The sequence below is a fragment of the Citrobacter sp. Cf116 genome (genome assembly GCF_030336505.1).
Lineage (GTDB): Bacteria > Pseudomonadota > Gammaproteobacteria > Enterobacterales > Enterobacteriaceae > Citrobacter > Citrobacter freundii.
Genome location: NZ_JAOWEQ010000037.1, coordinates 1,419,124 through 1,442,738, shown reverse-complemented (window position 1 = coordinate 1,442,738; position 23,615 = coordinate 1,419,124). Strand labels below are relative to the sequence as shown.

General features: G+C 54.5%; 17 protein-coding genes. 9 read left to right on the top strand and 8 right to left on the bottom strand.

What is annotated here, in order from left to right:
* Positions 1-16: 16 nt before the first annotated feature.
* Positions 17-553, top strand: a complete 537-nt coding sequence (gene tadA / locus OGV74_RS16210) for a tRNA adenosine(34) deaminase TadA (protein ID WP_071593187.1) — start codon at positions 17-19, stop codon at positions 551-553.
* Positions 554-565: 12 nt separating this feature from the next.
* Here tadA and mltF read toward each other — a convergent pair whose 3' ends face one another.
* Positions 566-2,116 (bottom strand): membrane-bound lytic murein transglycosylase MltF, encoded by a 1,551-nt coding sequence (mltF, locus tag OGV74_RS16205; RefSeq protein WP_003838390.1) that lies wholly within the window; start codon positions 2,114-2,116, stop codon positions 566-568.
* A gap of 256 nt (positions 2,117-2,372) precedes the next feature.
* Between mltF and purL the strand changes: the two genes are divergently transcribed.
* The 5 genes from purL to glnB all read left to right on the top strand — a co-directional run bounded on the left by purL (position 2,373) and on the right by glnB (position 10,826).
* Positions 2,373-6,260, top strand: a complete 3,888-nt coding sequence (gene purL, locus OGV74_RS16200; RefSeq protein WP_086504428.1) for a phosphoribosylformylglycinamidine synthase — start codon at positions 2,373-2,375, stop codon at positions 6,258-6,260.
* Positions 6,261-6,896: 636 nt separating this feature from the next.
* The gene (qseE, locus tag OGV74_RS16195) at positions 6,897-8,327 is read left to right on the top strand and encodes a two component system sensor histidine kinase QseE/GlrK (RefSeq protein ID WP_199880212.1); all 1,431 of its coding nucleotides are present in this window, start codon (positions 6,897-6,899) and stop codon (positions 8,325-8,327) included.
* A 22-nt stretch (positions 8,328-8,349) separates the two neighbouring features.
* Positions 8,350-9,093: a two-component system QseEF-associated lipoprotein QseG gene (gene qseG, locus OGV74_RS16190; protein WP_044714650.1), complete on the top strand. Its 744-nt coding sequence runs from the start codon at positions 8,350-8,352 to the stop codon at positions 9,091-9,093.
* Positions 9,093-10,427 carry a two-component system response regulator GlrR gene (glrR, locus tag OGV74_RS16185; RefSeq protein ID WP_305764162.1) on the top strand — a complete coding sequence of 445 codons (1,335 nt, stop codon included), beginning with the start codon at positions 9,093-9,095 and terminating at the stop codon, positions 10,425-10,427. The genes qseG and glrR overlap by 1 nt, the downstream gene beginning before the upstream one ends.
* 60 nt (positions 10,428-10,487) lie before the next feature.
* Positions 10,488-10,826, top strand: a complete 339-nt coding sequence (gene glnB / locus OGV74_RS16180; RefSeq protein WP_002914032.1) for a nitrogen regulatory protein P-II — start codon at positions 10,488-10,490, stop codon at positions 10,824-10,826.
* 101 nt (positions 10,827-10,927) lie between these two features.
* Here glnB and hmpA read toward each other — a convergent pair whose 3' ends face one another.
* Positions 10,928-12,118: an NO-inducible flavohemoprotein gene (gene hmpA, locus OGV74_RS16175; protein WP_049002473.1), complete on the bottom strand. Its 1,191-nt coding sequence runs from the start codon at positions 12,116-12,118 to the stop codon at positions 10,928-10,930.
* Positions 12,119-12,444: 326 nt separating this feature from the next.
* Here hmpA and glyA point away from each other — a divergent pair, with 326 nt between their 5' ends.
* Positions 12,445-13,698, top strand: a complete 1,254-nt coding sequence (gene glyA / locus OGV74_RS16170) for a serine hydroxymethyltransferase (protein WP_003037627.1) — start codon at positions 12,445-12,447, stop codon at positions 13,696-13,698.
* 92 nt (positions 13,699-13,790) lie between these two features.
* On the opposite strand, the gene hcaD is transcribed toward glyA, so the two are convergent.
* From hcaD to hcaE, 5 genes are read right to left on the bottom strand one after another with little or no spacing between them, the layout of a single operon-like run.
* Positions 13,791-14,993, bottom strand: a complete 1,203-nt coding sequence (gene hcaD / locus OGV74_RS16165) for a phenylpropionate dioxygenase ferredoxin reductase subunit (RefSeq protein ID WP_086504425.1) — start codon at positions 14,991-14,993, stop codon at positions 13,791-13,793.
* Between the two features lie 9 nt (positions 14,994-15,002).
* A complete protein-coding gene (hcaB, locus tag OGV74_RS16160) occupies positions 15,003-15,815 on the bottom strand; it encodes a 3-phenylpropionate-dihydrodiol/cinnamic acid-dihydrodiol dehydrogenase (protein WP_016150771.1) in 813 nt (270 codons plus the stop codon).
* A complete protein-coding gene (gene hcaC, locus OGV74_RS16155; RefSeq protein WP_086504424.1) occupies positions 15,812-16,132 on the bottom strand; it encodes a 3-phenylpropionate/cinnamic acid dioxygenase ferredoxin subunit in 321 nt (106 codons plus the stop codon). Before hcaC ends, hcaB begins: the two co-directional genes overlap by 4 nt.
* The gene (gene hcaF, locus OGV74_RS16150; protein WP_086504423.1) at positions 16,132-16,650 is read right to left on the bottom strand and encodes a 3-phenylpropionate/cinnamic acid dioxygenase subunit beta; all 519 of its coding nucleotides are present in this window, start codon (positions 16,648-16,650) and stop codon (positions 16,132-16,134) included. The genes hcaC and hcaF overlap by 1 nt, the downstream gene beginning before the upstream one ends.
* Complete coding sequence (hcaE, locus tag OGV74_RS16145; protein ID WP_086504422.1) at positions 16,647-18,008, bottom strand: 3-phenylpropionate/cinnamic acid dioxygenase subunit alpha; 1,362 nt, start codon at positions 18,006-18,008, stop codon at positions 16,647-16,649. Before hcaE ends, hcaF begins: the two co-directional genes overlap by 4 nt.
* A 135-nt stretch (positions 18,009-18,143) precedes the next feature.
* On the opposite strand from hcaE, the gene hcaR reads away from it, so the two are divergent.
* Positions 18,144-19,037, top strand: coding sequence for a DNA-binding transcriptional regulator HcaR (gene hcaR, locus OGV74_RS16140; protein ID WP_086504421.1), 894 nt, complete (start codon positions 18,144-18,146; stop codon positions 19,035-19,037).
* A 3-nt stretch (positions 19,038-19,040) separates the two neighbouring features.
* On the opposite strand, the gene OGV74_RS16135 is transcribed toward hcaR, so the two are convergent.
* A complete protein-coding gene (locus tag OGV74_RS16135; RefSeq protein ID WP_003037640.1) occupies positions 19,041-20,234 on the bottom strand; it encodes an ROK family transcriptional regulator in 1,194 nt (397 codons plus the stop codon).
* Positions 20,235-20,348: 114 nt separating this feature from the next.
* Between OGV74_RS16135 and OGV74_RS16130 the strand changes: the two genes are divergently transcribed.
* On the top strand, positions 20,349-23,615 hold the full coding sequence (locus OGV74_RS16130; RefSeq protein WP_286521096.1) for a DUF5107 domain-containing protein: 3,267 nt from the start codon (positions 20,349-20,351) through the stop codon (positions 23,613-23,615).

The window sequence follows — 23,615 nt, the reverse complement described above, 5'->3', positions numbered from 1 at the left end:
GTAAACGATAGCGTCTGTGTATAATGCGCCCGCTTTTATTGGTGGAGTAACCCCTTTGTCAGATGTTGAATTTAGCCACGAATACTGGATGCGTCATGCTTTAACGCTGGCTAAGCGCGCCTGGGATGAGCGTGAAGTCCCGGTGGGTGCGGTATTGGTACATAACAATCGAGTGATTGGCGAAGGCTGGAACCGCCCGATAGGTCATCATGATCCGACTGCCCACGCTGAGATTATGGCGCTGCGCCAGGGCGGCCTGGTGCTGCAAAACTACCGTTTGTTAGATGCCACGCTGTACGTCACTCTGGAGCCGTGCGTGATGTGCGCAGGCGCGATGGTTCACAGCCGTATCGGCCGAGTGGTTTTTGGTGCACGCGATGCGAAAACGGGCGCTGCCGGGTCATTAATGGATGTGCTGCATCACCCAGGGATGAATCATCGGGTTGAAGTGACAGAGGGGATACTGCGGGATGAATGTGCCACGTTGCTCAGTGATTTCTTTCGCATGCGTCGGCAGGAAATCAAGGCCCTGAAAAAATCCGCTAATCAGTAAATACCAATCAGACTATTGGTCCTCTTTCTTCTGTGCTGAAAACAGCAGGGAAGGGGAGTGCGACAGGTAGTTTGACGACGTCTGAGTCAGAAAGGCTGAAAGCGGAAATTTATCTTTACCCAACAGCTCAGCCGGCGACACCGCCGGGTAATCCTGAGCCAGTTGCTGCGTTTCCTGCGCCTGTTTTTCTTTCTCCTGCAGATACCCCACCAGGCTAATCTGGTACTTACGGATATTTTCCACATAGGCGTAAGCTTCGTGGCCACGCGCATAGCCATAGGTCAGCTTGTTGTAATACGGCTTTTGGCTGAGCAGCGGTAGCCGCTGTTTTACGTCGGACCAACTGTTCGGATTGCCTTTGGTTTTCACCGTTAGCGCCCGCGCATCAAGCATGTGCGCATAACCCATGTTATAGGCTGCAAGGGCAAACCAGATGCGTTCTCCTTCGGGGACGGTATCCGGTACTTTACTCATCATATCCTGCAAGTATCGCGCGCCGCCGCTGATGCTCTGTTCGGCATCGGTACGGTCAGTCAGCCCGAGACTCTGAGCAGTATTTTTGGTCAGCATCATCAGTCCGCGTACGCCGGTTGGAGAGGTGGCCTGCGCGTCCCAGTGTGATTCCTGATATGAGATAGCAGCCAGCAGTCGCCAGTCTATCTCCTGCGCATACTTCTCAAACAGCGGCTTAAGGTCCGGCAACACGCTGTCTACGGCGCGCAAAAAGGTGCGGGTATCGACATAGTCAAAATCATCGCCATGCCCGAGATATTTCTCTTCCAGCCGTGCCAGAGAACCGTCTTCATTCATGGTGTTAAAGAAATCCAACAAGGCGGCAGACAGCGTGTTGTCATCGTCCAGACGACTAAACCAGGTCACCGGCTGTTCGTCAGAGACGTCCAGCGCTACGGCCAGCTCAGGATGCACGCGTTGGTATAAGCTGATGGCGACAGAATCTGCAATGGTGTAATCCAGCTTTCCGGCGATTACATCATCGAGCAATTCGGTGGTGCCCTTTTTGTCATCAACTTTCCAGCTCAGATCGGGAAATTTTTTCTCTTTTAGCTGCTGGAGATCGTTAACCACCACATGCCCCGGGGCGATAGTCAGTTGGCTTTCGTTCACGGTGGCAAGCGTGCGCGGGCGATATTGCCCAACCCGGTACACCAGCTGTTGTGAAACCGAATAATAGGTCGGGCCTGGCTGGTAATTTTTCACCCGCTCGCTGTTATAGACCAGGCCTGCGGCTAACAGGTCGGCATTGCCGTTATCCAGGTCGTCAAAAAGCTGGCTGATGTTCTGGCGTACGGTAACTTTTAACTTCACGCCTAAGTAGTCGGCAAATTCCTGGGCCAGTTCATAATCCAGGCCGAATTTTTTGCCGTTGAGGGTCGCGTAAGTTAACGGCGAGTCGATGGTACTGACGCGCAGCTCTCCCCGCGACTGAATGGCGGCGATACGATTTTCGGCTTTACCGAACCAGGGAATAGATGGCCAAAGGGCCGCTGCCAACAACAGCGTCAATATGCCGATGAACAGATAATTAATCTTTAATTTTTTCAATTAGTTAATTCTCTGAACCGTACGTTTTCTCTGCCTGCTGTGGTGCTGATTAAGAAGTGAAGTCGTCATTAATGAACGGCATTTTGCTTAAACTTGCGTCAGTTGGCAACTTATTCAGAAATCTGACCGCATTTGATGATAAGTGACGGTCGTGATTTTATTTCGACGCAAACGGTTTCGTCGGCGCGGTAGATTCTTTATAATGACGCCCGTTTCCCCACTTGGGCACACCGAAAGCTTAGAAGACGAGAGACTTATGATGGAAATTCTGCGTGGTTCACCTGCACTGTCTGCATTCCGTATTAACAAACTGCTGGCACGTTTTCAGGCTGCCAACCTCCAGGTCCACAATATTTACGCCGAGTACGTCCATTTTGCCGATCTGAATGCACCGTTAAATGAAGATGAGCACGCGCAGCTTGCACGCCTGCTGAAATATGGTCCTGCTCTGCAAAGCCACGCCCCGGAAGGAAAACTGCTGCTGGTTACGCCTCGCCCTGGCACCATCTCCCCGTGGTCTTCTAAAGCGACTGATATTGCCCACAACTGCGGTCTGCATCAGATTAGCCGCCTGGAACGTGGCATTGCCTGGTATGTAGAAGCCTCTACGCTGACCGCTGAGCAATGGCAGATGGTGGCCGACGAACTGCACGACCGCATGATGGAAACGGTTTTCTCTGCGCTGAACGATGCCGAAAAACTGTTTGTCCATCACCAACCGGCGCCGGTCTCCAGCGTTGATCTACTGGGTGAGGGACGTCAGGCGCTGATCGACGCTAACCTGCGTCTGGGTCTGGCGCTGGCGGAAGACGAAATTGACTATCTGCAGGATGCGTTCACCAAACTGGGGCGCAACCCGAACGACATTGAACTGTACATGTTTGCGCAGGCCAACTCCGAGCACTGCCGCCACAAGATTTTTAACGCCGACTGGGTTATCGACGGTAAACAACAGCCTAAGTCGCTGTTCAAGATGATCAAGAATACCTTCGAAACCACGCCGGACCACGTGCTGTCTGCCTATAAAGACAACGCCGCGGTAATGGAAGGTTCTGAAGTGGGCCGCTATTTTGCCGATCACAAAACCGGCCGCTACGATTTCCATCAGGAACCAGCCCACATCCTGATGAAGGTAGAAACTCATAACCACCCGACGGCTATCTCTCCGTGGCCAGGTGCGGCAACCGGCTCCGGCGGAGAAATCCGCGATGAGGGTGCAACCGGTCGTGGTGCAAAACCGAAAGCCGGGCTGGTAGGCTTCTCCGTCTCCAACCTGCGTATTCCTGGCTTTGAACAGCCTTGGGAAGAGGACTTTGGTAAGCCGGATCGTATTGTCACCGCGCTCGACATCATGACCGAAGGCCCGCTGGGCGGCGCGGCGTTTAACAACGAATTTGGTCGCCCGGCGCTGACCGGCTACTTCCGTACCTATGAAGAAAAGGTCAACAGCCATAATGGCGAAGAGCTGCGCGGTTACCATAAACCGATCATGCTGGCAGGCGGGATCGGTAACATCCGTGCCGATCACGTGCAGAAAGGCGAGATCGTCGTTGGCGCCAAGCTGATCGTCCTCGGCGGCCCGGCGATGAACATTGGACTTGGCGGCGGGGCAGCCTCCTCTATGGCTTCCGGTCAGTCTGATGCCGATCTTGATTTCGCTTCTGTACAGCGTGATAACCCGGAAATGGAACGTCGTTGCCAGGAAGTTATCGACCGTTGCTGGCAGATGGGCGATGCGAACCCAATTCTGTTTATCCATGACGTTGGCGCGGGTGGTCTGTCTAACGCCATGCCGGAGCTGGTAAGCGATGGCGGTCGCGGCGGTAAGTTCCAGCTGCGCGATATCCTCAGCGATGAGCCGGGTATGAGCCCGCTGGAAATCTGGTGTAACGAGTCCCAGGAGCGCTACGTGCTGGCGGTTGCTGCCGATCAATTGCCGCTGTTTGACGAACTGTGTAAGCGCGAGCGCGCGCCGTACGCGGTCATCGGTGAAGCAACCGAAGAACAGCATCTGACCTTGAGCGACAGCCACTTCGACAACCAGCCGATCGACATGCCACTCGATGTGCTGCTGGGTAAAACACCGAAAATGACCCGCGATGTGCAGACGCTGAAAGCCAAAGGCGATGCACTGGATCGTAGTGAAATCTCGATTGCAGATGCGGTCAACCGCGTGCTGCATCTGCCGACTGTCGCGGAGAAAACGTTCCTCGTGACTATCGGTGACCGTACCGTTACCGGTATGGTGGCGCGTGACCAGATGGTTGGTCCATGGCAGATCCCGGTCGCCAACTGCGCGGTCACTACCGCAAGCCTCGATAGCTACTACGGCGAAGCGATGTCTCTCGGCGAGCGCGCGCCAGTCGCATTGCTCGACTTCTCAGCCTCTGCGCGTCTGGCTGTAGGTGAGGCGCTGACCAACATTGCGGCAACGCAGATTGGCGATATCAAACGCATTAAACTGTCGGCCAACTGGATGGCGGCTGCAGGTCACCCTGGCGAAGACGCCGGACTGTACGAAGCGGTAAAAGCCGTTGGGGAAGAATTATGTCCGGCGCTTGGCCTGACCATTCCGGTGGGCAAAGACTCTATGTCGATGAAAACCCGCTGGCAGGAAGGCAACGAACAGCGTGAAATGACCTCGCCGCTGTCGCTGGTGATCACCGCCTTTGCCCGCGTGGAAGATGTGCGCCACACCATTACCCCGCAGCTTTCTACTGAAGACAACGCCCTGTTGCTGATTGACCTTGGTCTGGGTCACAACGCGCTTGGTGCGACGGCGCTGGCGCAGGTTTACCGTCAACTGGGGGATAAGCCTGCCGATGTGCGTAACGTAGAGCAACTGAAAGGCTTCTACGACGCCATTCAGGCGCTGGTCGCACAGCGTAAGCTGCTGGCCTACCACGATCGCTCCGACGGTGGCTTGCTGGTGACGCTGGCGGAAATGGCCTTCACTGGTCACTGCGGTATTGAAGCTGATATCCACTCTCTGGGTGAAGATCGTCTGGCGGCGCTGTTTAACGAAGAGCTGGGCGCGGTGATTCAGGTTCGCGCAGGTGATCGTGAAGCGGTTGAGGCGTTGCTGGCTCAACATGGCCTGGCCGATTGCGTGCACTATCTGGGGAAAGCCGTGCAGGGCGACCGCTTCGTGGTCGAAGCAGATGGTCATGTGGTGTTCAGCGAAAGTCGCACCACGATGCGTATGTGGTGGGCGGAAACCACCTGGCAGATGCAGCGTCTGCGCGATAACCCGGAATGCGCCGATCAGGAACACGACGCTAAAACCAACGATGCCGATCCGGGTCTCAACGTCAAACTGACGTTCGATATTAACGACGATGTTGCCGCGCCGTATATCGCCACCGGTGCGCGTCCGAAAGTGGCCGTGCTGCGCGAGCAGGGCGTGAACTCCCACGTCGAAATGGCGGCAGCTTTCCACCGTGCGGGCTTTGACGCCATCGATGTACACATGAGCGATCTGCTGGGGGGACGCATCGGCCTGGGTAACTTCCAGGCGCTGGTAGCCTGCGGCGGCTTCTCTTACGGCGATGTACTCGGCGCAGGGGAAGGTTGGGCGAAGTCAATTTTGTTCAACAACCGCGTGCGTGATGAGTTCGAAACCTTCTTCCATCGCCCGCAAACCCTGGCGCTCGGGGTGTGTAACGGTTGCCAGATGATGTCTAACCTGCGTGAGCTAATCCCCGGAAGCGACCTGTGGCCGCGCTTTGTGCGTAACCACTCCGACCGCTTTGAAGCCCGCTTCAGCCTGGTCGAAGTGACGCAAAGCCCGTCTTTACTGCTTGCCGATATGGTGGGGTCGATGATGCCGATTGCCGTTTCTCACGGTGAAGGTCGTGTGGAAGTGCGTGACGGTGCGCATCTGGCTCAGCTTGAGAGCAAAGGTCTGGTGGCACTGCGCTACGTCGATAACTTCGGTAAGGTGACCGAGGCTTACCCGGCTAACCCGAACGGTTCGCCGAATGGTATTACTGCTGTGACCACTGAAAATGGTCGCGTCACCATTATGATGCCGCACCCAGAACGTGTGTTCCGTACCGTGAGCAACTCCTGGCACCCGGAAAATTGGGGCGAGGACAGCCCGTGGATGCGTATCTTCCGCAACGCGCGTAAACAGCTTGGATAATTAGCCTATGATCATCAAGCCCCTCTTGTGAGGGGCTTTTTTTTTGTCTGCCGCCTGATAACGCTACGCTTATCAGGCTTACGGGGAAATGCGGTTGTAGGCCGGATAAGGCGTTCACGCCGCTATCCGGCAATAAACTCAGCGCTTGCACCTAAAAGTAAAGTGTCGGGAAATGCCGACATAGGTAAGGTTACATTGTCGCCAAAAAGAGACATTTAATTATTTGATTTAAAACGAATTTATTTTTAAGTGTTACGGGTGTTGCTGATTGGCGACGGTGTGGGTGAAAAATAGACAATATCATTTCTCATATAAATAATCATATTTTCTATATTTATCATTGTGTTAACAAAGTGTTTTGAGTATTGGCACAGATGCTGCATAATATTAACCAGTGGCTCATTCACCTTCTTATGTCAGCCCCTTCGGGACGTGCTACATAAACTTCGAATGACGCACAACAAGGTGCCTGCCGTCCAACATCTGATATTAGCGAAGCTCATATCAACCTCCGGGCGAAACGTCGAGTTAGGCACCGCCTTATTCCACAACAAAGCCGGGTTAATCCCGGCTTTGTTGTATCTGGCGTTCCCCTCAGTTAGCATCAACCTATTCCTGTCCATTGAGAGTAACGCCTTGAAGCGCTGGTCAGTTTTCCCCCGATCTTTACGTCAATTGGTGATGTTGGCATTTTTGCTGATCCTGTTGCCGTTGTTAGTTTTGGCCTGGCAGGCGTGGCAAAGTCTGAATGCCCTGAGCGCGCAAGCTGCGCTGACGAACCGCACCACGCTGATTGACGCCAGACGCAGTGAAGCGATGACCAATGCTGCGCTGGAGATGGAGCGCAGCTATCGGCAATACTGTGTGCTTGATGACTCAACGTTGGCCAAGGTCTACCAAAATCAGCGTAAACGCTACAGTGATATGCTGGATGCGCATGCGGGGGTGTTGCCAGATACCAAGCTCTACCAGGCGTTGCGTCAGGATCTTAACGATCTCGCGCAGTTGCAGTGTAAAAACAGCGGTCCTGACAGTGTGTCGGCTGCACGGCTGGAAGCGTTCGCCAATGCCAATACCGAGATGGTGCAAGCGACGCGTACCGTCGTCTTTTCTCGTGGCCAGCAGTTACAGCAGGAAATAGCCGAACGCGGGCAGTTTTTTGGCTGGCAGGCACTGGTGCTGTTTCTCCTTAGCCTGGCGATGGTGCTGTTGTTTACCCGTATGATTATCGGTCCGGTGAAGGGCATCGAACGGATGATCAATCGTCTGGGAGAAGGGCGCTCGCTGGGCGATAGCGTATTATTAACTGGGCCCCGTGAGCTGCGATCCGTGGGGCAGCGTATTATTTGGTTAAGCGAACGCCTCTCCTGGCTTGAGTCGCAGCGGCATCAGTTTTTACGCCATCTTTCTCATGAGCTGAAAACACCGCTGGCGAGTATGCGTGAAGGTACTGAATTGCTGGCCGATCAGGTAGTGGGCCCGTTAACACCGGAGCAAAAAGAGGTGGTCGGCATCCTCGATGACAGCAGCCGCAACTTGCAAAAACTGATTGAGCAGCTTCTCGATTACAACCGCAAGCTGGCGGATGACGAGGCTGAGCTTGAAAGTGTGGAAATCGCGCCGCTGGTGGAAAGCGTTGTTTCTGCGCATAGCCTGCCCGCTCGCGCCAAAATGATACATACTGATGTTGCGCTTGCGGTGAACGGCTGCCTGGCAGAACCGATGCTGTTGATGAGCGTGCTGGACAATCTTTATTCCAATGCGGTGCACTACGGCGCTGAATCCGGTAACATTTGGATCCGCAGCAGTTTGCATGGATCAATGGTATACATCGATGTAATGAATACCGGCACACCGATCCCAGAAGCAGAACAGACCATGATCTTCGAGCCTTTTTTCCAGGGTAGCCATCAGCGAAAAGGGGCGGTAAAAGGAAGCGGGTTGGGGCTAAGCATTGCCAGAGATTGCATTCGCCGTATGCGGGGCAAACTGTATCTGGTTGATGACCATGCGCAAAACGTTTGTTTTCGCATAGAACTGCCGCTAGCTGCTGCGAAAAATCACTAAAATAAACCTAAGTCTGGTGAGTATGCCATACGTTGTTGCCCGAATGCTTAAACGACATTTTCTTCATCGCGTCATCCTTGCAAGCCTGCCGTGCCTGGCACTGGTTGGTTGCGTCCCGAACGCGGTGAATCATATTATCGGCGATCCTTCGCAGGAGAAAATTCCGCCTAATCAACTGGCGGACTACCTTGCAACCGACTGTACGGATATCTGGTCGCTATCTGGCCAGTCCACAGAAACCAACCCGTTGTACTGGCTGCGGGCGATGGACTGTGCCGATCGCATGATGCCGGTACAGGCGCGCAGTGAAGCCAGTGCTCAGCTCACGGATACCTGGCAGGGCGCTTTCAAACGCGGGATCCTGCTTGATAACGCCCGCATTACCCCGCCTGAACGGCGAGAGGCAGTTACGCGTCTCGACGCGTTAAGCCCACAAATTCCGAGTCAGGTTCGACCGCTTTATCAGGCCTGGTTCCGTAATCAAATGTTGCAGTTACAGCTTGCCGAAGAGCGCCTGCGCTACAGTAAGCTCCAGCAGTCGTCAGACAGCGATCTCGATACGCTGCGGCAACAGCAACAGCATTTGCAGTCCCAGCTCGATCTCACGACCCGCAAGCTGGAGAATCTGACCGATATTGAGCGCCAGCTTTCAACGCGCAAACCCGCCGGTAACTACAATCCTGATGCGCCGCACGGGAACGATAAACTCACTACGCCTGATAACGAAGAAGGCGCAGCGCCGTCTGCCGATGAGGTCACGCCATGATAAGCCGTAAGCCCGCGCATCTGCTGTTGGTGGATGACGATCCGGGCCTGTTGAAATTACTTGGAATGCGACTAACCAGCGAAGGCTACAGCGTCGTGACCGCGGAAAGTGGGCAGGAAGGGTTACGGGTACTGAACCGTGAAAAAGTGGATCTGGTTATCAGCGATCTGCGCATGGATGAAATGGACGGCATGCAGCTGTTTACTGAAATCCAGAAAGTGCAGCCGGGCATGCCGGTGATTATCCTGACCGCTCACGGCTCCATCCCGGATGCCGTTGCGGCGACCCAGCAAGGAGTGTTCAGTTTTCTCACTAAGCCTGTCGATAAGGACGCGTTATATCACGCGATTGACGGGGCGCTGGAACAGTCTGCGCCTGCTACTGATGACAGTTGGCGTGAGTCCATAGTCACCCGCAGCCCGCTGATGCTACGTCTGCTGGAACAGGCGCGAATGGTGGCGCAATCGGATGTTAGTGTCTTGATCAACGGCCAAAGCGGAACCGGGAAAGAAGTTTTCGCCCAGGCTATTCACAACGCCAGCCCGCGCAACCACAAGCCCTTTATTGCCATTAACTGTGGCGCGCTGCCGGAACAACTGCTGGAGTCGGAACTGTTTGGTCATGCGCGTGGCGCTTTTACCGGCGCGGTGAGTAATCGTGAAGGGCTGTTTCAGGCCGCGGAAGGCGGCACGCTTTTTCTCGATGAGATTGGCGATATGCCTGCGCCGTTACAGGTGAAACTGCTGCGCGTATTGCAGGAACGAAAAGTCAGACCGTTGGGCAGTAACCGCGATATCGACATTGATGTGCGGATCGTTTCTGCGACCCACCGCGATTTACCCAAAGCGATGGCTCGGGGCGAATTTCGCGAGGATTTGTACTATCGCCTCAACGTGGTGAGCCTGAAGATCCCTGCGCTGGCCGAGCGTACGGAAGATATTCCGCTGCTGGCGAACCATCTGCTGCGCCAGTCTGCTGAACGGCACAAACCGTTCGTACGCGCCTTTTCAACCGATGCCATGAAGCGGTTAATGACCGCCAGCTGGCCGGGCAACGTGCGTCAACTGGTCAACGTAATTGAGCAGTGCGTGGCGTTGACCTCTTCGCCGGTGATCAGCGACGCGCTGGTGGAGCAGGCGCTGGAAGGGGAAAACACCGCGCTGCCGACATTTGTTGAGGCGCGTAACCAGTTTGAGCTTAACTATCTGCGTAAGCTGCTGCAAATCACCAAGGGCAATGTGACTCACGCGGCAAGAATGGCGGGGCGCAACCGCACCGAATTCTATAAGTTGCTTTCTCGACACGAGCTGGATGCAAACGATTTCAAAGAATAAATCTGCGGATTATGTTAGCTTTATTCGATCAAAAGACAGGCGACCTTTTCAAGGAATAGCATGAAAAAGATTGATGCGATTATTAAACCCTTCAAGCTGGACGACGTCCGCGAAGCGCTGGCAGAAGTCGGTATCACCGGGATGACGGTAACGGAAGTGAAAGGCTTTGGCCGTCAGAAAGGCCATACCGAGCTGTACCGTGGCGCGGAATATATGGTGGATTTTCTGCCGAAGGTAAAAATTGAAATTGTGGTTACCGACGACATCGTCGATACCTGCGTCGACACCATTATCCGTACTGCCCAGACCGGCAAGATCGGCGACGGTAAGATTTTTGTCTTCGACGTGGCTCGCGTTATTCGTATTCGTACCGGTGAAGAAGACGACGCGGCAATCTAAGCCGCGCCGTTAATTTGTCGGCCTGACAAGCGTAGCGCATCAGGCCGAGTGATTGCCGGATGGCGGCGTAAACGCCTTATCCGGCCTACTCGCGTAATACATTACAAGACTTTATGCGGACCGAAGCATTCGTAATGAATGTTCTCGTTTTTCACGCCCAGGCCGACCAGCTGCTTCGCGGCGAACTGCATGAAACCAACCGGACCGCACAGATAAAACTGCATCGCCGGATCGCTGATTGCGCTTTCCAGCTTGTTCAAATCCATCAGACCTACGCTATCAAACGCACCTTTCGCGCGATCGGCTTCGGTTGGCTCACGATACCAGGTGTGCGCACTAAAGCGTGGCAGCGTTTTGCCGAGTTCATTTACTTCATCAGCGAAGGCATGTACATCGCCATTTTCTGCCGCGTGGAACCAGTTAACCTGCGCCGTATGCTTCGCTTTCGCCAACGTGTCCAGCATCGCCAGCATTGGGGTTTGTCCCACGCCTGCGGAGATCAGAGATACCGGGGTGTCGGTCGCGACGTCCATAAAGAAATCGCCCGCAGGTGCGGCCAGGTGAACAACGTCGCCAACATTCGCATAGTTGTGCAGCCAGGTGGAAACCTGACCACCGTCTTCACGCTTAACGGCAATACGATAGCCTTTGCCATCAGGTTTACGGGTCAGTGAGTACTGACGAATTTCCTGATGCGGGAAACCTTCCGGCTTCAGCCAGACGCCCAGGTATTGTCCCGGATGATATTCAGCTACTGCGCCACCATCGACAGGTTCAAACTCAAAGCTGGTGATCAGTGCACTGCGTGGGGTTTTTGCCACGATGCGGAAAGGACGGGTACCTTCCCAGCCGCCATTTTTATTGGCATTTTCGCTATAGATTTGCGCTTCACGGTTGATGAAAACGTTCGCCAGTACGCCATACGCTTTACCCCACGCATCCAAAACTTCCTGGCCTGGGCTGAACATTTCGTCCAGCGTTGCCAGCAAATGACCACCCACGATGTTGTACTGCTCTGGTTTAATCTGGAAACTGGTATGCTTTTGCGCGATTTTCTCAACCGCTGGCAACAGCGCCGCCAGGTTTTCGATATTGCTGGCATACGCGGCAATCGCGTTAAACAGCGCCTCGCGCTGATCGCCATTACGCTGGTTACTCATGTTGAAAATTTCTTTCAGCTCTGGGTTATGCGTAAACATGCGATCATAGAAATGTGCGGTCAGCTTCGGACCTGTTTCAACCAGCAGGGGAATGGTGGCTTTCACTGTAGCGATGGTTTGTGCGTCAAGCATACGGTCTTCCTTTATCTGAGACTTTAATGATGTATGTCAAATACATCTTATAAAAAATACCCCTGCATTGTAAATGGTTCTTTGTAACTTTGCGTTGTAAAGGTTACATCGTGAAAAATCTGCATCACAAACCTGAAAAGAAATCCGTTGAAATTCAGCAGACCTTTGTTCTCCAAAGCCTTGCGTGCCGTGAAGGTAATCGTTTGCGTAAAATCCTTTGTCAAGACCTGTTATCGAAGAATGATTCGGTTATACTGTTGGCCGTCGTCCAACGGGACTGCCTTTTTAGGCCGAAATTCTATTGTTAGCTGAGTCAGGAGATGCGGATGTTAAAGCGTGAAATGAACATTGCCGATTATGATGCCGAACTGTGGCAGGCTATGGAGCAGGAAAAAGTACGTCAGGAAGAGCACATCGAACTGATCGCCTCCGAAAACTACACCAGCCCGCGTGTTATGCAGGCGCAGGGTTCTCAGCTGACCAACAAATATGCTGAAGGTTATCCGGGCAAACGCTACTACGGCGGTTGCGAGTACGTTGATATCGTTGAGCAACTGGCTATCGATCGTGCAAAAGAGCTGTTTGGCGCTGACTACGCTAACGTACAGCCGCACTCTGGTTCTCAGGCTAACTTCGCTGTTTACACCGCTCTGCTGCAACCGGGCGATACCGTTCTGGGTATGAACCTGGCACAAGGCGGCCACCTGACTCACGGCTCCCCGGTTAACTTCTCCGGCAAACTGTACAACATCATCCCTTACGGTATTGATGAGTCCGGCAAAATTGACTACGAAGACATGGCGAAGCAGGCCAAAGAGCACAAACCGAAGATGATCATCGGTGGCTTCTCTGCTTACTCCGGCGTTGTTGATTGGGCAAAAATGCGCGAAATCGCCGACAGCATCGGCGCATACCTGTTCGTCGATATGGCGCACGTTGCGGGGCTGATTGCCGCAGGTGTTTATCCGAACCCGGTTCCACACGCACACGTTGTGACCACCACCACCCACAAAACCCTGGCGGGTCCACGCGGTGGCCTGATCCTGGCGAAAGGCGGTGACGAAGAGCTGTACAAAAAACTGAACTCTGCTGTGTTCCCAAGCGCGCAGGGCGGCCCGCTGATGCACGTGATCGCAGCGAAAGCCGTGGCACTGAAAGAAGCGATGGAGCCTGAGTTCAAGGTTTACCAGCAGCAGGTTGCTAAAAACGCCAAAGCGATGGTGGAAGTGTTCCTGAACCGTGGATACAAAGTGGTTTCTGGCGGGACTGAAAACCACCTGTTCCTGCTGGATCTGGTTGATAAAAACCTGACCGGTAAAGAAGCTGACGCCGCACTGGGCCGCGCTAACATCACCGTTAACAAAAACAGCGTACCGAACGATCCGAAGAGCCCGTTTGTGACTTCCGGTATCCGTATCGGTTCTCCGGCAATCACTCGCCGTGGCTTCAAAGAAGCGGAAGCGAAAGAGCTGGCTGGCTGGATGTGTGACGTGCTGGACAACATCAATGACGAAGCCGTAATCGAGCGCGTCAAAGGTAAAGTTCTGGATATCTGCGCACGCTTCCCTGTTTACGCGTAAGCCATACTGATTGCTGGATGGCGGTGTAAACACCTTATCCGGCCTACAGGTAACTCACATGTAGGCCGGATAAACGAAGTGCCATCCGGCAGTTATATTGACTTAAGCAAGATTGTTTCATCGACTAAAGCCGCCATTGGTGGCTTTTTCTTTGCCTGAATCCATTTTCTCAATAAACGTATTTCTCGGCCCTGATTCAACGTTACTGCGCCGACAATCACGCCATCCTGCAGGTTAAACCATATTGCTTTATGCGCATCTGAATTGCCGCGTATGAACCAGCTTTCTCCCTGCATATCGCCAACAAATTGTAGGTTGTCATTAAATTGGTCGGTCCAGAACCAGCCAGGTGTCTTCTCCGGCAACGGCAGATTTAGCATTGCGGCGGCGGCAATCTGTGCCTGAAAATTGGCGTTTTCCCAGCTTTCCATGCGTACTAACGAACCGTCGGGCTTGCGCGTTATCGCTACGTCACCGGCGGCGAAAATGTCCGGATCGGAGGTGGTGCAGGCGCTATCAACGATAATGCCGTTCGCCGTCTCCAGCCCCGCTTCGCGGGCCAGCGCATCATTGGCCACGATACCGATGCCGTAAACCATTGCATCGGCCAGTAGCGTCTCGCCGTTTTGCAGCGTCAGCGAGAGAAACTCTCCCGCTTCGGCGTGTTCAATGGCGCTGTTGAGTAACACCCGCACGCCCGCCTGCTGTTGGCGGGCAAGCAGGTAGTCGCGCACCGGAGCAGGCGCGTTACGGCCCATGACCGTTGGTGCCAGCTCCACCACCGTCACCTGACAGCCTCGTTGAGTCGCGCTGGCCGCCAGTTCCAGACCAATGGTGCCCGCACCGACAATGACAATCGACTTACCCGGCAACAAAGTGTCGCGCAGGCGCTCGGCATCAGCGGCATGACGCAGAGTAAAGCATCGATCGCCCAGCTTATCCAACAGCGGAAGGGGGCGTGCCGCAGCGCCCGTCGCAATCAGTAGCCGATCCCACGGATAACTCTGCCCATCAGCCAGCACCAACTGATGCGTTTGGCGGCCGAGCGTCTGTACAGTAACACCCAGATGCAGCTGTACGTTGTGTTCCCGCCACCAGCCAGCGGGGAGTATCGGCTGAAGTTGCGGATTGTCGTCCAGCAGCATCGCTTTGGAGAGCGGTGGGCGTTCATAGGGCAGATGCTGCTCATCGGAAAACAGGTGTAATTCACCGTCAAATCCCTGCTGGCGCAGTGCGGCGGCAGCCATAGCAGCAGCCTGACCGCCGCCGACGATAGCGATAGTTTTTTGGTTCATAACGCCTCCTCAGAGATCCAGTCCGGCGGCAACGTGACGAATACCGCGAATACCCAGACCGGCGTCGGCATTGATCATTACGCCACTTAATGTGCGGTTGTTGCGTTTTGACGCCAGCATCACATACGGGCCGGTAAAATCCGCAGGTTCAGGGAAGAACTGTAGCGGCAAAATAGCGGCGATTTTTTCTGGTGTCAGCGACTGCATAATCGATGTATCGTTTTGTCCCAACGCCTGCGGGCCGCGTAGATCTGTTGCCATACCGCACGGACCGACACCGTTAACACGTACCTTTGGCGCCAGCTCGTAGGCCAACTGGCGAATCAGCCCGGTAGCTGCATGTTTAGAGGCGGTATACAACGGCCCGCCGCCGCCGGGATACCACGACGCATTGGACAGGGTAAAGATGATGCTGCCTTCGCTGGCGATAAGTGCCGGGGCGCAGGCTTTCGCCCCTAGCAGATAACCCAGCACGTTGACGTTAAACAGCTCATGAAAGCCGCTCTCCAGTGCGTCTGCAGGCGTATTGACCAGCGAGGCGTTGTGATCCCATATGCCCGCATTACCGATAAAACAGTCCAACGTACCGTAATTCATCAGGATTTGATCCACCGCGCGCTGATAGTCGGCGTAGCAGGTGACGTTGCCTTCCACAGCCAGCACATGTTCGCCAAAGCGCTGACGCAGACTGGCAACTTTAGCTGGCGACAGTTCCAGCGTGGCGACCCGCGCACCTTCTTCGATGAAACGCTCGACCAGCGCCAGGCCAAGACCGGAGCCGCCGCCAGTGATAAAGACCACGTTATCGCGTAAATCGCTCATCTGGCGTCCTCCGGAATATCAACAAACACATCGCTACCGTCCACATATACTGCGTAGGTGGTTAGCGGATCGGTGGCGGGTAAACACAACGCCTTGCCGGTTTTCAGGCAGAAGCTGGCGGCATGCAGTGGGCATTCCACCGTAGCGTCTTCTTCCAGATAGCCTTCCGACATCGAGGCGTTACCGTGGCTACAGCGATCGTTAATGGCATAGAACTCGCCGCCAACATTGAACAGCGCGATGACGGGCGAGGTATCAAGCCGGAGCGCTTCACCCTCCGGCAAAGCCCCTACAGGGCAGGCAAATACACGGCTCATCAGAACAGTACACTCAGGTTATGGGAGGTGATCACCGCTTGATCCAGCACGATCTCACGCGCCAGTAAGCGCCACTCATCGCCGGGCAAACGACGGACTTTGTCCACGCGCGTGCCGACGTAAAAGGTCTCGTCGCGCTCTTTTTGCGCGCGATACAGCAGATAGTTGAGGCGCACGACAAAGACGTCGGGAACCCCGGTTTCGCTGATTTGTAAGTTGCTAATCAGATGACGGGTACGCGACGGCGGTTCTTCCGCCCAGGCCATGCCGGTTTCCAGCCGCGCGATACGACGTTCGAGCTGGTCTTTGTTGTCGTTGAAAATCCAGGTGGTTGGTGGCTGCACGCCTTTGCGACGGTCGCGCGTCTGGGCGTTCACCGTGGTACGCATGGTGTAGCGAATGTCGTCATCCAGCTGCGCCAGCCAGTCGCGAAACTGCCAGTCGTCGAGCATACGCGCTTCTTCATACAGAAACTGGCTGATGCGATGATGCAGTTCAAGAGAAACTAAAGCGCTCATTTCATCACCTCCTGCTGGTAGGCGGCGGTTTTCTCGTGCACTTCCTGCCAGCTTTCGCTGCTGAGCAAATCGGCCCAGCATTGGTACATGCCACGCGCGGCGGTTTCAGAAAAGATGTAGTTGGTGATCCCCGGAATGCCGTCTTCACGACGTTTCTCTTGGCCAAGCCCCATTTCCAGACACAATTTCGTGTTGCGTGCGCGATGACCTTTCAGCAGTTTTTGAATTTCACACCAGTTTTCCGAGTCGTCCTGCTCCAGGAACCCGGCGGGGCCAAAAGCCCGCGTGGCGCTGTTTTCAAACGCGGCTTTCACTTCATCAGAGGCGGCTTTATCGGTAATACAGAACGCCCACACCTCAACCTGGTCCGGCCCACGCGGGTGCCAGACGCGCAGCGTGGCGGTACCGTTGAGCCAGGAAAGCGTTGGGAAAATGTTGTTGTGACCGGCCAGACGCAGGGCGCGAACCTTGCCCAAGCGTTGTTCGGCTTCCGCGTAGGTGTCGCGGTAGTAGCTGGAGACCTCACCATCGACCCAGACGTTGGCATCGGGATTCTCAGTAAAGAAAAATCCGCTGCCGTGCCCGTCCTGACCGAACTGTAGCGCGTCTTTGGCGGTTTCCCACACCGGGCGGGCGGTCTGACCATCGCCGAGGCGCTTATCGCTACCGTCGTCTTTCGCTCCCAGCACCTGCACCGCAGAGGCATGGCTGAACAGCGCGTGATACTGGTCGCTGGCAAACTGTTCGGCGGGGAATTTCCAGTTGCAGTCGATGATCCACTTTTGTACGCCACCGACGATTTCGGTGCCGCCTTCACGACGATCGAGTACGCCGTCGAGATACCAGGCGATGTCGCCGAGATAATCGCCAAGCGCAGGCGCGGAGGTATCCCAGTTACCGAAAATCAGTCCCTTGTAGCTCTCTACGCCAGGCACTTCGTTCAGCCCCCAGTGCGATTTGCATAAACCTTGCGGATAAGCGCGCGGCTCCAGCGGGACGTCGATCAGCTCGCCGTTAATACCGTAAGACCAGCCGTGATACGGGCAGGTGAAGGCGCGGGTATTGCCGCAGTCGGCGTAGCTGACGCGCATCGCACGGTGGCGACACTGGTTGAGAAACGCTTTGATGCTGCCGTCTTTCTGGCGAACCACCACCACCGCATCCTCGCCCATGTAGGTGTTAAAAAAATCACCGGGTTTGGGGATTTGGCTTTCGTGGGCGAGAAATAGCCAGCAGCGTCCGAAGATGCGTTCCAGCTCCAGTTGGTAAATTTCAGGGTCGGTATAAATTCGTGGGGTTACGCGACCGTTTTGCGTGTCGATCAGTTGGTAGATGTCTAAATTTGAGGGTGTGGTCATATTTTTTAATCCTGAAAGCTAAGATGTATTGACCTTCTTTTTTTGTACCCTAAGGATGTTGCTGGTTAGTTATCAATCTGTGAAATAGTAAATTTCTACCAGTTGAGACATTTTTTCGATAACAAGGAGCAGGGCATGGAACTGAGGCACTTACGCTATTTCGTAGCAGTGGCGCAGGCGCTGAATTTCACCCGAGCGGCAGAAAAGCTGCATACCTCTCAGCCGTCATTAAGCAGCCAGATCCGCGATCTTGAAACCTGCGTGGGCGTTCCGTTGCTGGTGCGAGATAAACGAAAAGTTGCGCTGACGGCGGCCGGTGAGTGCTTTTTACAGGATGCGCTGGCGATCCTCGAACAGGCGGAAAACGCCAAAGTTCGTGCCCGTAGAACGGTGCAGGAAGATAATCATTTCTCCATTGGCTTTGTCCCTTCCGCAGAGGTCAATCTGTTGCCGAAGGTGCTGCCTTTGTTTCGTTTAAAACAACCGGATACGCACATTGAACTGGTGAGTCTGATCACCACCGAGCAGGAAGAGAAGATCCTCAGCGGAGAGCTGGACGTTGGCTTAATGCGCCACCCGGTGTACAGCCCGGATCTCGATTATCTGGAGCTGATTCATGAGCCGTTGGTAGTTGTGTTACCGGTGAATCATCCGTTAGCTGATGAGCAGGCAATCTCCGCAGAACAACTACACGGCGTGAATTTTGTCAGCACCGATCCGGCCTATTCCGGCGCGTTAGCGATGATTGTCAAAAACTGGTTTCAGCAGCAAAAAAGCCAGCCTAACATTGTGCAAGTGGCAACCAACATTCTGGTGACCATGAACCTGGTCGGCATGGGGTTGGGGGTGACTTTGATACCCGGTTATATGAATAATTTTAATACCGGACAGGTGGTTTTTCGGCCAATTATTGGTGATGTCCCAACCATCGCGTTGCTGATGGCGTGGAAAAAAGGATCGTTCAAACCGGCACTGACCGATTTTATCGCCACGGTACATGAACGTTTGGCCGTGAGTCTGACGGTGTAATGGTTACAACTCGCTGAGCTGTGACTCGACATACAGATAGCCAATTCCCATGAGTTGCTGGGCACGATTGAGCTGGCCGAAGCTTATCTGAGTCGCTCTGGCGCGCGGGTTATCACCGTGATCAAACGGGTTAAACCCAGTTTGCTGCACCAAGGTATTGAGCCAGCTATCGCCAAAAGCACAGCTACGACCGTACAACCATATCTGATTAATATTCAGTATATTCAGAAAGTTATATAAACTAAGCCCAATGGCGCTGGCGGCATGCTCGGCCCAGGCCTGAATACGAACATCACCGTTCTGCCAGGCAGTAATAAGCTGGTCGGTGGTGAGTGTTTCCGGATCGTAAAGGGACGTCGGCTGCGATTTCATCCACACGCGGGCCTGTTTTTTCAACGCGCTCAATGATGCCACCGTTTCCAGACAGCCATAGCGACCGCAGTCACAGGCAATTCCATCGGGATGAACGATGGTGTGTCCAATCTGGCCGCTGCCATACAGACTACCGCGCCAGATATTGTCGTTAATCACAAACGATGAGCCGATACCGTAATCAACGTTAATCACGCAAAAATCACCGTTAGCCGCTGGGTTTTGCCATTTTTCGGCCAGCGCCAGCATCACACAGTCATTGTCCAGGCGGACCTGTACGCCAAGCATCTCTTCCAGCAGATATTTTATTTCCACCGGTGTTTTCCACGGGGCCTGGGGCATGGTTTTTGATGCGCCGGTGATCGGATCAACCTGGCCGTGAACGCCGAGCGCCAGATTAATCGTGACCTCGGGAAATTGTCGACGGTATTCCCGCCAGTGTGCAGCCAGGGCTGACAGCAGCGCTTTGGGGGTTTCCGGCTTAATGACCTCATGACGCCAGTCGCCGATGGCAACCAGCCGTGCGTCCGCCAGTTGGCTGGTGATACTGGTAGGGGTGACGTTGATACATAGCGTCCATGCGCCTTTTTCTGGCAAATGATAGCTGCCGCTGCTCAAACCGCGCTGGCTTAAGGTTTTTCGCGAATGACTGATCCTCCCCTCATCCATTAGCTCTTCGAGGATATTGCTGACCGCCGGGATCGACAGGCTGGTGAGCTGCGCCAGTTGTGACTTGCTGAGCTGCTTTTCCCGCCACAGGTGCGACAAAAAGATCTGCTTATTCGCCTGACGAACCCTGGCGTTGTTGAACCCCGAACGCTGCATTCACTTAACTCCCTTAACTATATTGCGTGAGCATTGCGCATTTTAGCGCCACTTAACTGCCGCAGAATAGCATCAAGTTGAATTTTTACTTTTGCTTATTGAGTGGAGAGCGGCATGTACGGTTCAGTTAAAGTCTGGCAAGAAACGATAACCCTCCCAACGTGGACGGCGGGTGAAGAAGATGCCAACCCAATGTTTCTGGAAAAGCGGGTTTACCAGGGATCTTCTGGCGCGGTGTATCCGTATGGCGTGATTGATACGCTGACCGGCAAACGTGAAATGCGCGACTATCAGGCGGTGTGGATGGAGAATGACTTCATTCGCGTCATGCTGTTGCCGGAGTTAGGCGGGCGTATTCATCGAGCGTATGACAAAGTACAGCAACGCGATTTTGTCTACTACAACGAAGTGGTGAAGCCCGCTCTGGTTGGTTTGCTTGGGCCGTGGATCTCTGGTGGCATTGAATTTAACTGGCCGCAGCATCATCGCCCAACCACTTTTATGCCGGTGGATTTTACGCAGCAACAGGGTGAACACGGCGAATATACCGTATGGATGGGTGAGGTAGAACCTATGCGCGGTTTACAGGTGATGACCGGATTTACGCTGTATCCGGATCGCGCCCTGATCGAGATAACCGGGAAGGTGTTTAACGGTAACGCTACGCCGCGCCATTTTTTATGGTGGGCGAATCCAGCGGTGAAGGGCGGCGACGACCACCAGAGCGTGTTTCCGCCGGATGTGACCGCAGTATTTGACCACGGTAAGCGTGATGTTTCTGCGTTTCCTATCGCCACCGGCACATACTATAAAGTGGACTACTCGGCTGGCGTGGATATCTCGCGCTACAAAAACGTGCCGGTACCGACCTCCTACATGGCTGAAAAATCAGATTATGATTTTGTTGGTGCATGGCATCACGGTGAGCGAGGCGGGCTGCTACATGTGGCTGACCACCACGTTTCGCCAGGGAAAAAACAGTGGACCTGGGGCTATGGCGACTTTGGCGTTGCCTGGGATCGTAACCTTACCGATGACAACGGTCCTTATATTGAACTGATGACCGGGGTCTTTACCGACAACCAGCCGGATTTCACCTGGCTTGCGCCGTACGAAGAGAAAGTCTTCGTACAAAACTTCCTGCCCTACAGCGAACTGGGCATGGTGCAAAACGCCAGTACGCAGTTGGCGCTTCGTCTGGTACGTGAGAGTAACCAGCTTTCTGTGGGCGTTTATGCGATTGCGCCGCTGCACGACGTGCAGATTACGCTTTCTGCCGATGGACAACCGTTCTATGAGCATACGCTGACCCTGGAGCCCGGACAAAGCTGGCTGGCTGATGTGTCTGACGATAACCATGCGCGGGTAACGATGACTGTCACTGGCGCCGATGGCACTACGCTTTTGCAGTACGAAGAGCACATCGCGCAAGAGTTACCACTGCCATCGGCGGCCGTCGCGCCAGCGCTGCCAGAAGCGCTTTCTAATACCGATGAACTCTATTTTATTGGTCAGCATCTGGAGCAGTACAACCATGCCAGCCGCTATGCCGAAGATTATTATCGCCGCGCGCTGGACGTTGATCCGCTGGACTACCGCAATAATGTGGCCCTGGGGACGCTGGCGCTAAACCGCGCCGACTGGGCGCTGGCGGCACAATGTGCCGGCAAGGCGTTGGAGCGGGCGCATAAGCTCAATAAAAATCCGCGTGATGGCGAGGCGAGTATGCTGCTGGCCGCCGCACAGGAACGTCAGGGCGATGATGACAGCGCGTGGGATAATTATTATAAGGCCAGCTGGAGCGGCAACTGCCGGGATGCGGCTTTCTGGTCGTTAGCGCGTCTGGCGATGAAGCGTCAGGACTACGCTGGCGCATTGGAAAAGGTGGAGCAGAGCCTGCTCTTTAACGGCAGTAATAACCTGGCCATGGGGCTGAAAGCGCTGGCGCTGGCAAAGCTTGATCGCAATGCGCAAGCGCTGGACTACATTCGCCAACAGCTGGTGGATTATCCGCTGAGCTATACCCTGCACTATGCGCGCTGGGCTATCTGCCAGGACGAGGCGACAGCGCTTGCGCTGATCTCGATTACCGGGCGTCGCGGGACCAACGCGTGTGAACTGGCAGGCTGGCTGACCTCTTTGGGGCAAAAGGATGCTGCCCGTGGCGTGCTGGAACTGCTCGACAGCCAGGAAACGCTGCCGATGCTGTGGCGCGCCTCGCTGAGCGATAATCCACAACCCTTCATTGAACGTGCTCGTGAGTGTCTGCAAAACCGCGTGCGTTTCCCCAATACGCTGGATGAAGTGCAGATGCTGCAAACTCTTGAGCAAAGCGCTTTTGCCCGCTATTTACTCGGCTGTTTCTGGTACAGCAAACGGCGTTATGCCGAGGCGGTTTCCTGCTGGCAGTTCACGCTTGCGCAGGAAGCGGATTTCGCTCCGGCGCATCGTTTACTGGGGATTTACGCCTGGAACAAACTGCACGATGCGCAGCAGGCGAAACAGTATCTGTCGCAAGCCGTGGCGCTGGAGCCGCAAAATGCCCGCTTCCTGTTTGAACTCGACTATCTCAACAAGCTGATGGCACAACCGGCTGAACAGCGTCTGCAGCGGCTGGAAGCCAGCAAAGAGATTGTCTTCCAGCGTGATGATCTGACGGTGGAACTGCTCAGCTTGTGGAATGGGTTGGGGCGCTATGACGATGCCGCCGCAGTATTACGTGAGCGGGTGTTCCATCCGTGGGAAGGCGGTGAAGGTAAAGCCACCGGGCAATATCTGCTTAATCAATTACATCGTGCGCTGGCTGCCGTGCAGTCCGGCGACCCGCAAACTGCTATTACGCAACTGCAACAGGCGCTGCACTATCCGCAAAACCTCGGGGAAGGCCGTTTGCCAGGGCAAACGGATAACGACATCTGGTATTTGCTGGGGTATTGCGCGCAGCTGCAAGGCCATTTCGAAGAGTCTCAGCGCTACTTCTCCCGTGCGACGCGAGGCGGAAGCTCACTGGATGCCGGACGTTACTACAACGACCAGCCAGTGGACTATCTCTTCTGGCAGGGTATGGCGCAGAGAAAACTTGGCGATGATGCAGAGGCGGACGCTCTGTTCAATAGCTTCCTGCAATGGGTTGAGTCGCATCACGACAACGTGCCGGATGTCGATTTCTTTGCCGTATCGCTACCCGACCTGGTGGTGCTGGATACCTCAGCACAAGCAAAACACCAGCAACACTGCCTGTTTATCAATGCGCTCGGGCATCTGGGGCTAGGAAATAGCGCCGCCTGTCAGCGTGAACTTGATGAACTCCTGCAACTCAATCCGGCACATGACAAGGCATTACTGCTGCGTCACGCCATTAACGTAAGGCTTTTCCAGTAA

Bases quoted from the DNA above. Each gene is read 5' to 3' on its own strand.
- hcaD (WP_086504425.1), bottom strand. From the start codon at position 14,993: ATGAACCAAAAAACTATCGCTATCGTCGGCGGCGGTCAGGCTGCTGCT.
- OGV74_RS16130 (WP_286521096.1), top strand. From the start codon at position 20,349: ATGTACGGTTCAGTTAAAGTCTGGCAAGAAACGATAACCCTCCCAACG.
- qseG (WP_044714650.1), top strand. From the start codon at position 8,350: ATGCCATACGTTGTTGCCCGAATGCTTAAACGACATTTTCTTCATCGC.
- hcaC (WP_086504424.1), bottom strand. From the start codon at position 16,132: ATGAGCCGTGTATTTGCCTGCCCTGTAGGGGCTTTGCCGGAGGGTGAA.
- hcaF (WP_086504423.1), bottom strand. From the start codon at position 16,650: ATGAGCGCTTTAGTTTCTCTTGAACTGCATCATCGCATCAGCCAGTTT.
- purL (WP_086504428.1), top strand. From the start codon at position 2,373: ATGATGGAAATTCTGCGTGGTTCACCTGCACTGTCTGCATTCCGTATT.
- glyA (WP_003037627.1), top strand. From the start codon at position 12,445: ATGTTAAAGCGTGAAATGAACATTGCCGATTATGATGCCGAACTGTGG.
- glnB (WP_002914032.1), top strand. From the start codon at position 10,488: ATGAAAAAGATTGATGCGATTATTAAACCCTTCAAGCTGGACGACGTC.
- hcaR (WP_086504421.1), top strand. From the start codon at position 18,144: ATGGAACTGAGGCACTTACGCTATTTCGTAGCAGTGGCGCAGGCGCTG.
- hcaB (WP_016150771.1), bottom strand. From the start codon at position 15,815: ATGAGCGATTTACGCGATAACGTGGTCTTTATCACTGGCGGCGGCTCC.
- hcaE (WP_086504422.1), bottom strand. From the start codon at position 18,008: ATGACCACACCCTCAAATTTAGACATCTACCAACTGATCGACACGCAA.
- OGV74_RS16135 (WP_003037640.1), bottom strand. From the start codon at position 20,234: ATGCAGCGTTCGGGGTTCAACAACGCCAGGGTTCGTCAGGCGAATAAG.
- hmpA (WP_049002473.1), bottom strand. From the start codon at position 12,118: ATGCTTGACGCACAAACCATCGCTACAGTGAAAGCCACCATTCCCCTG.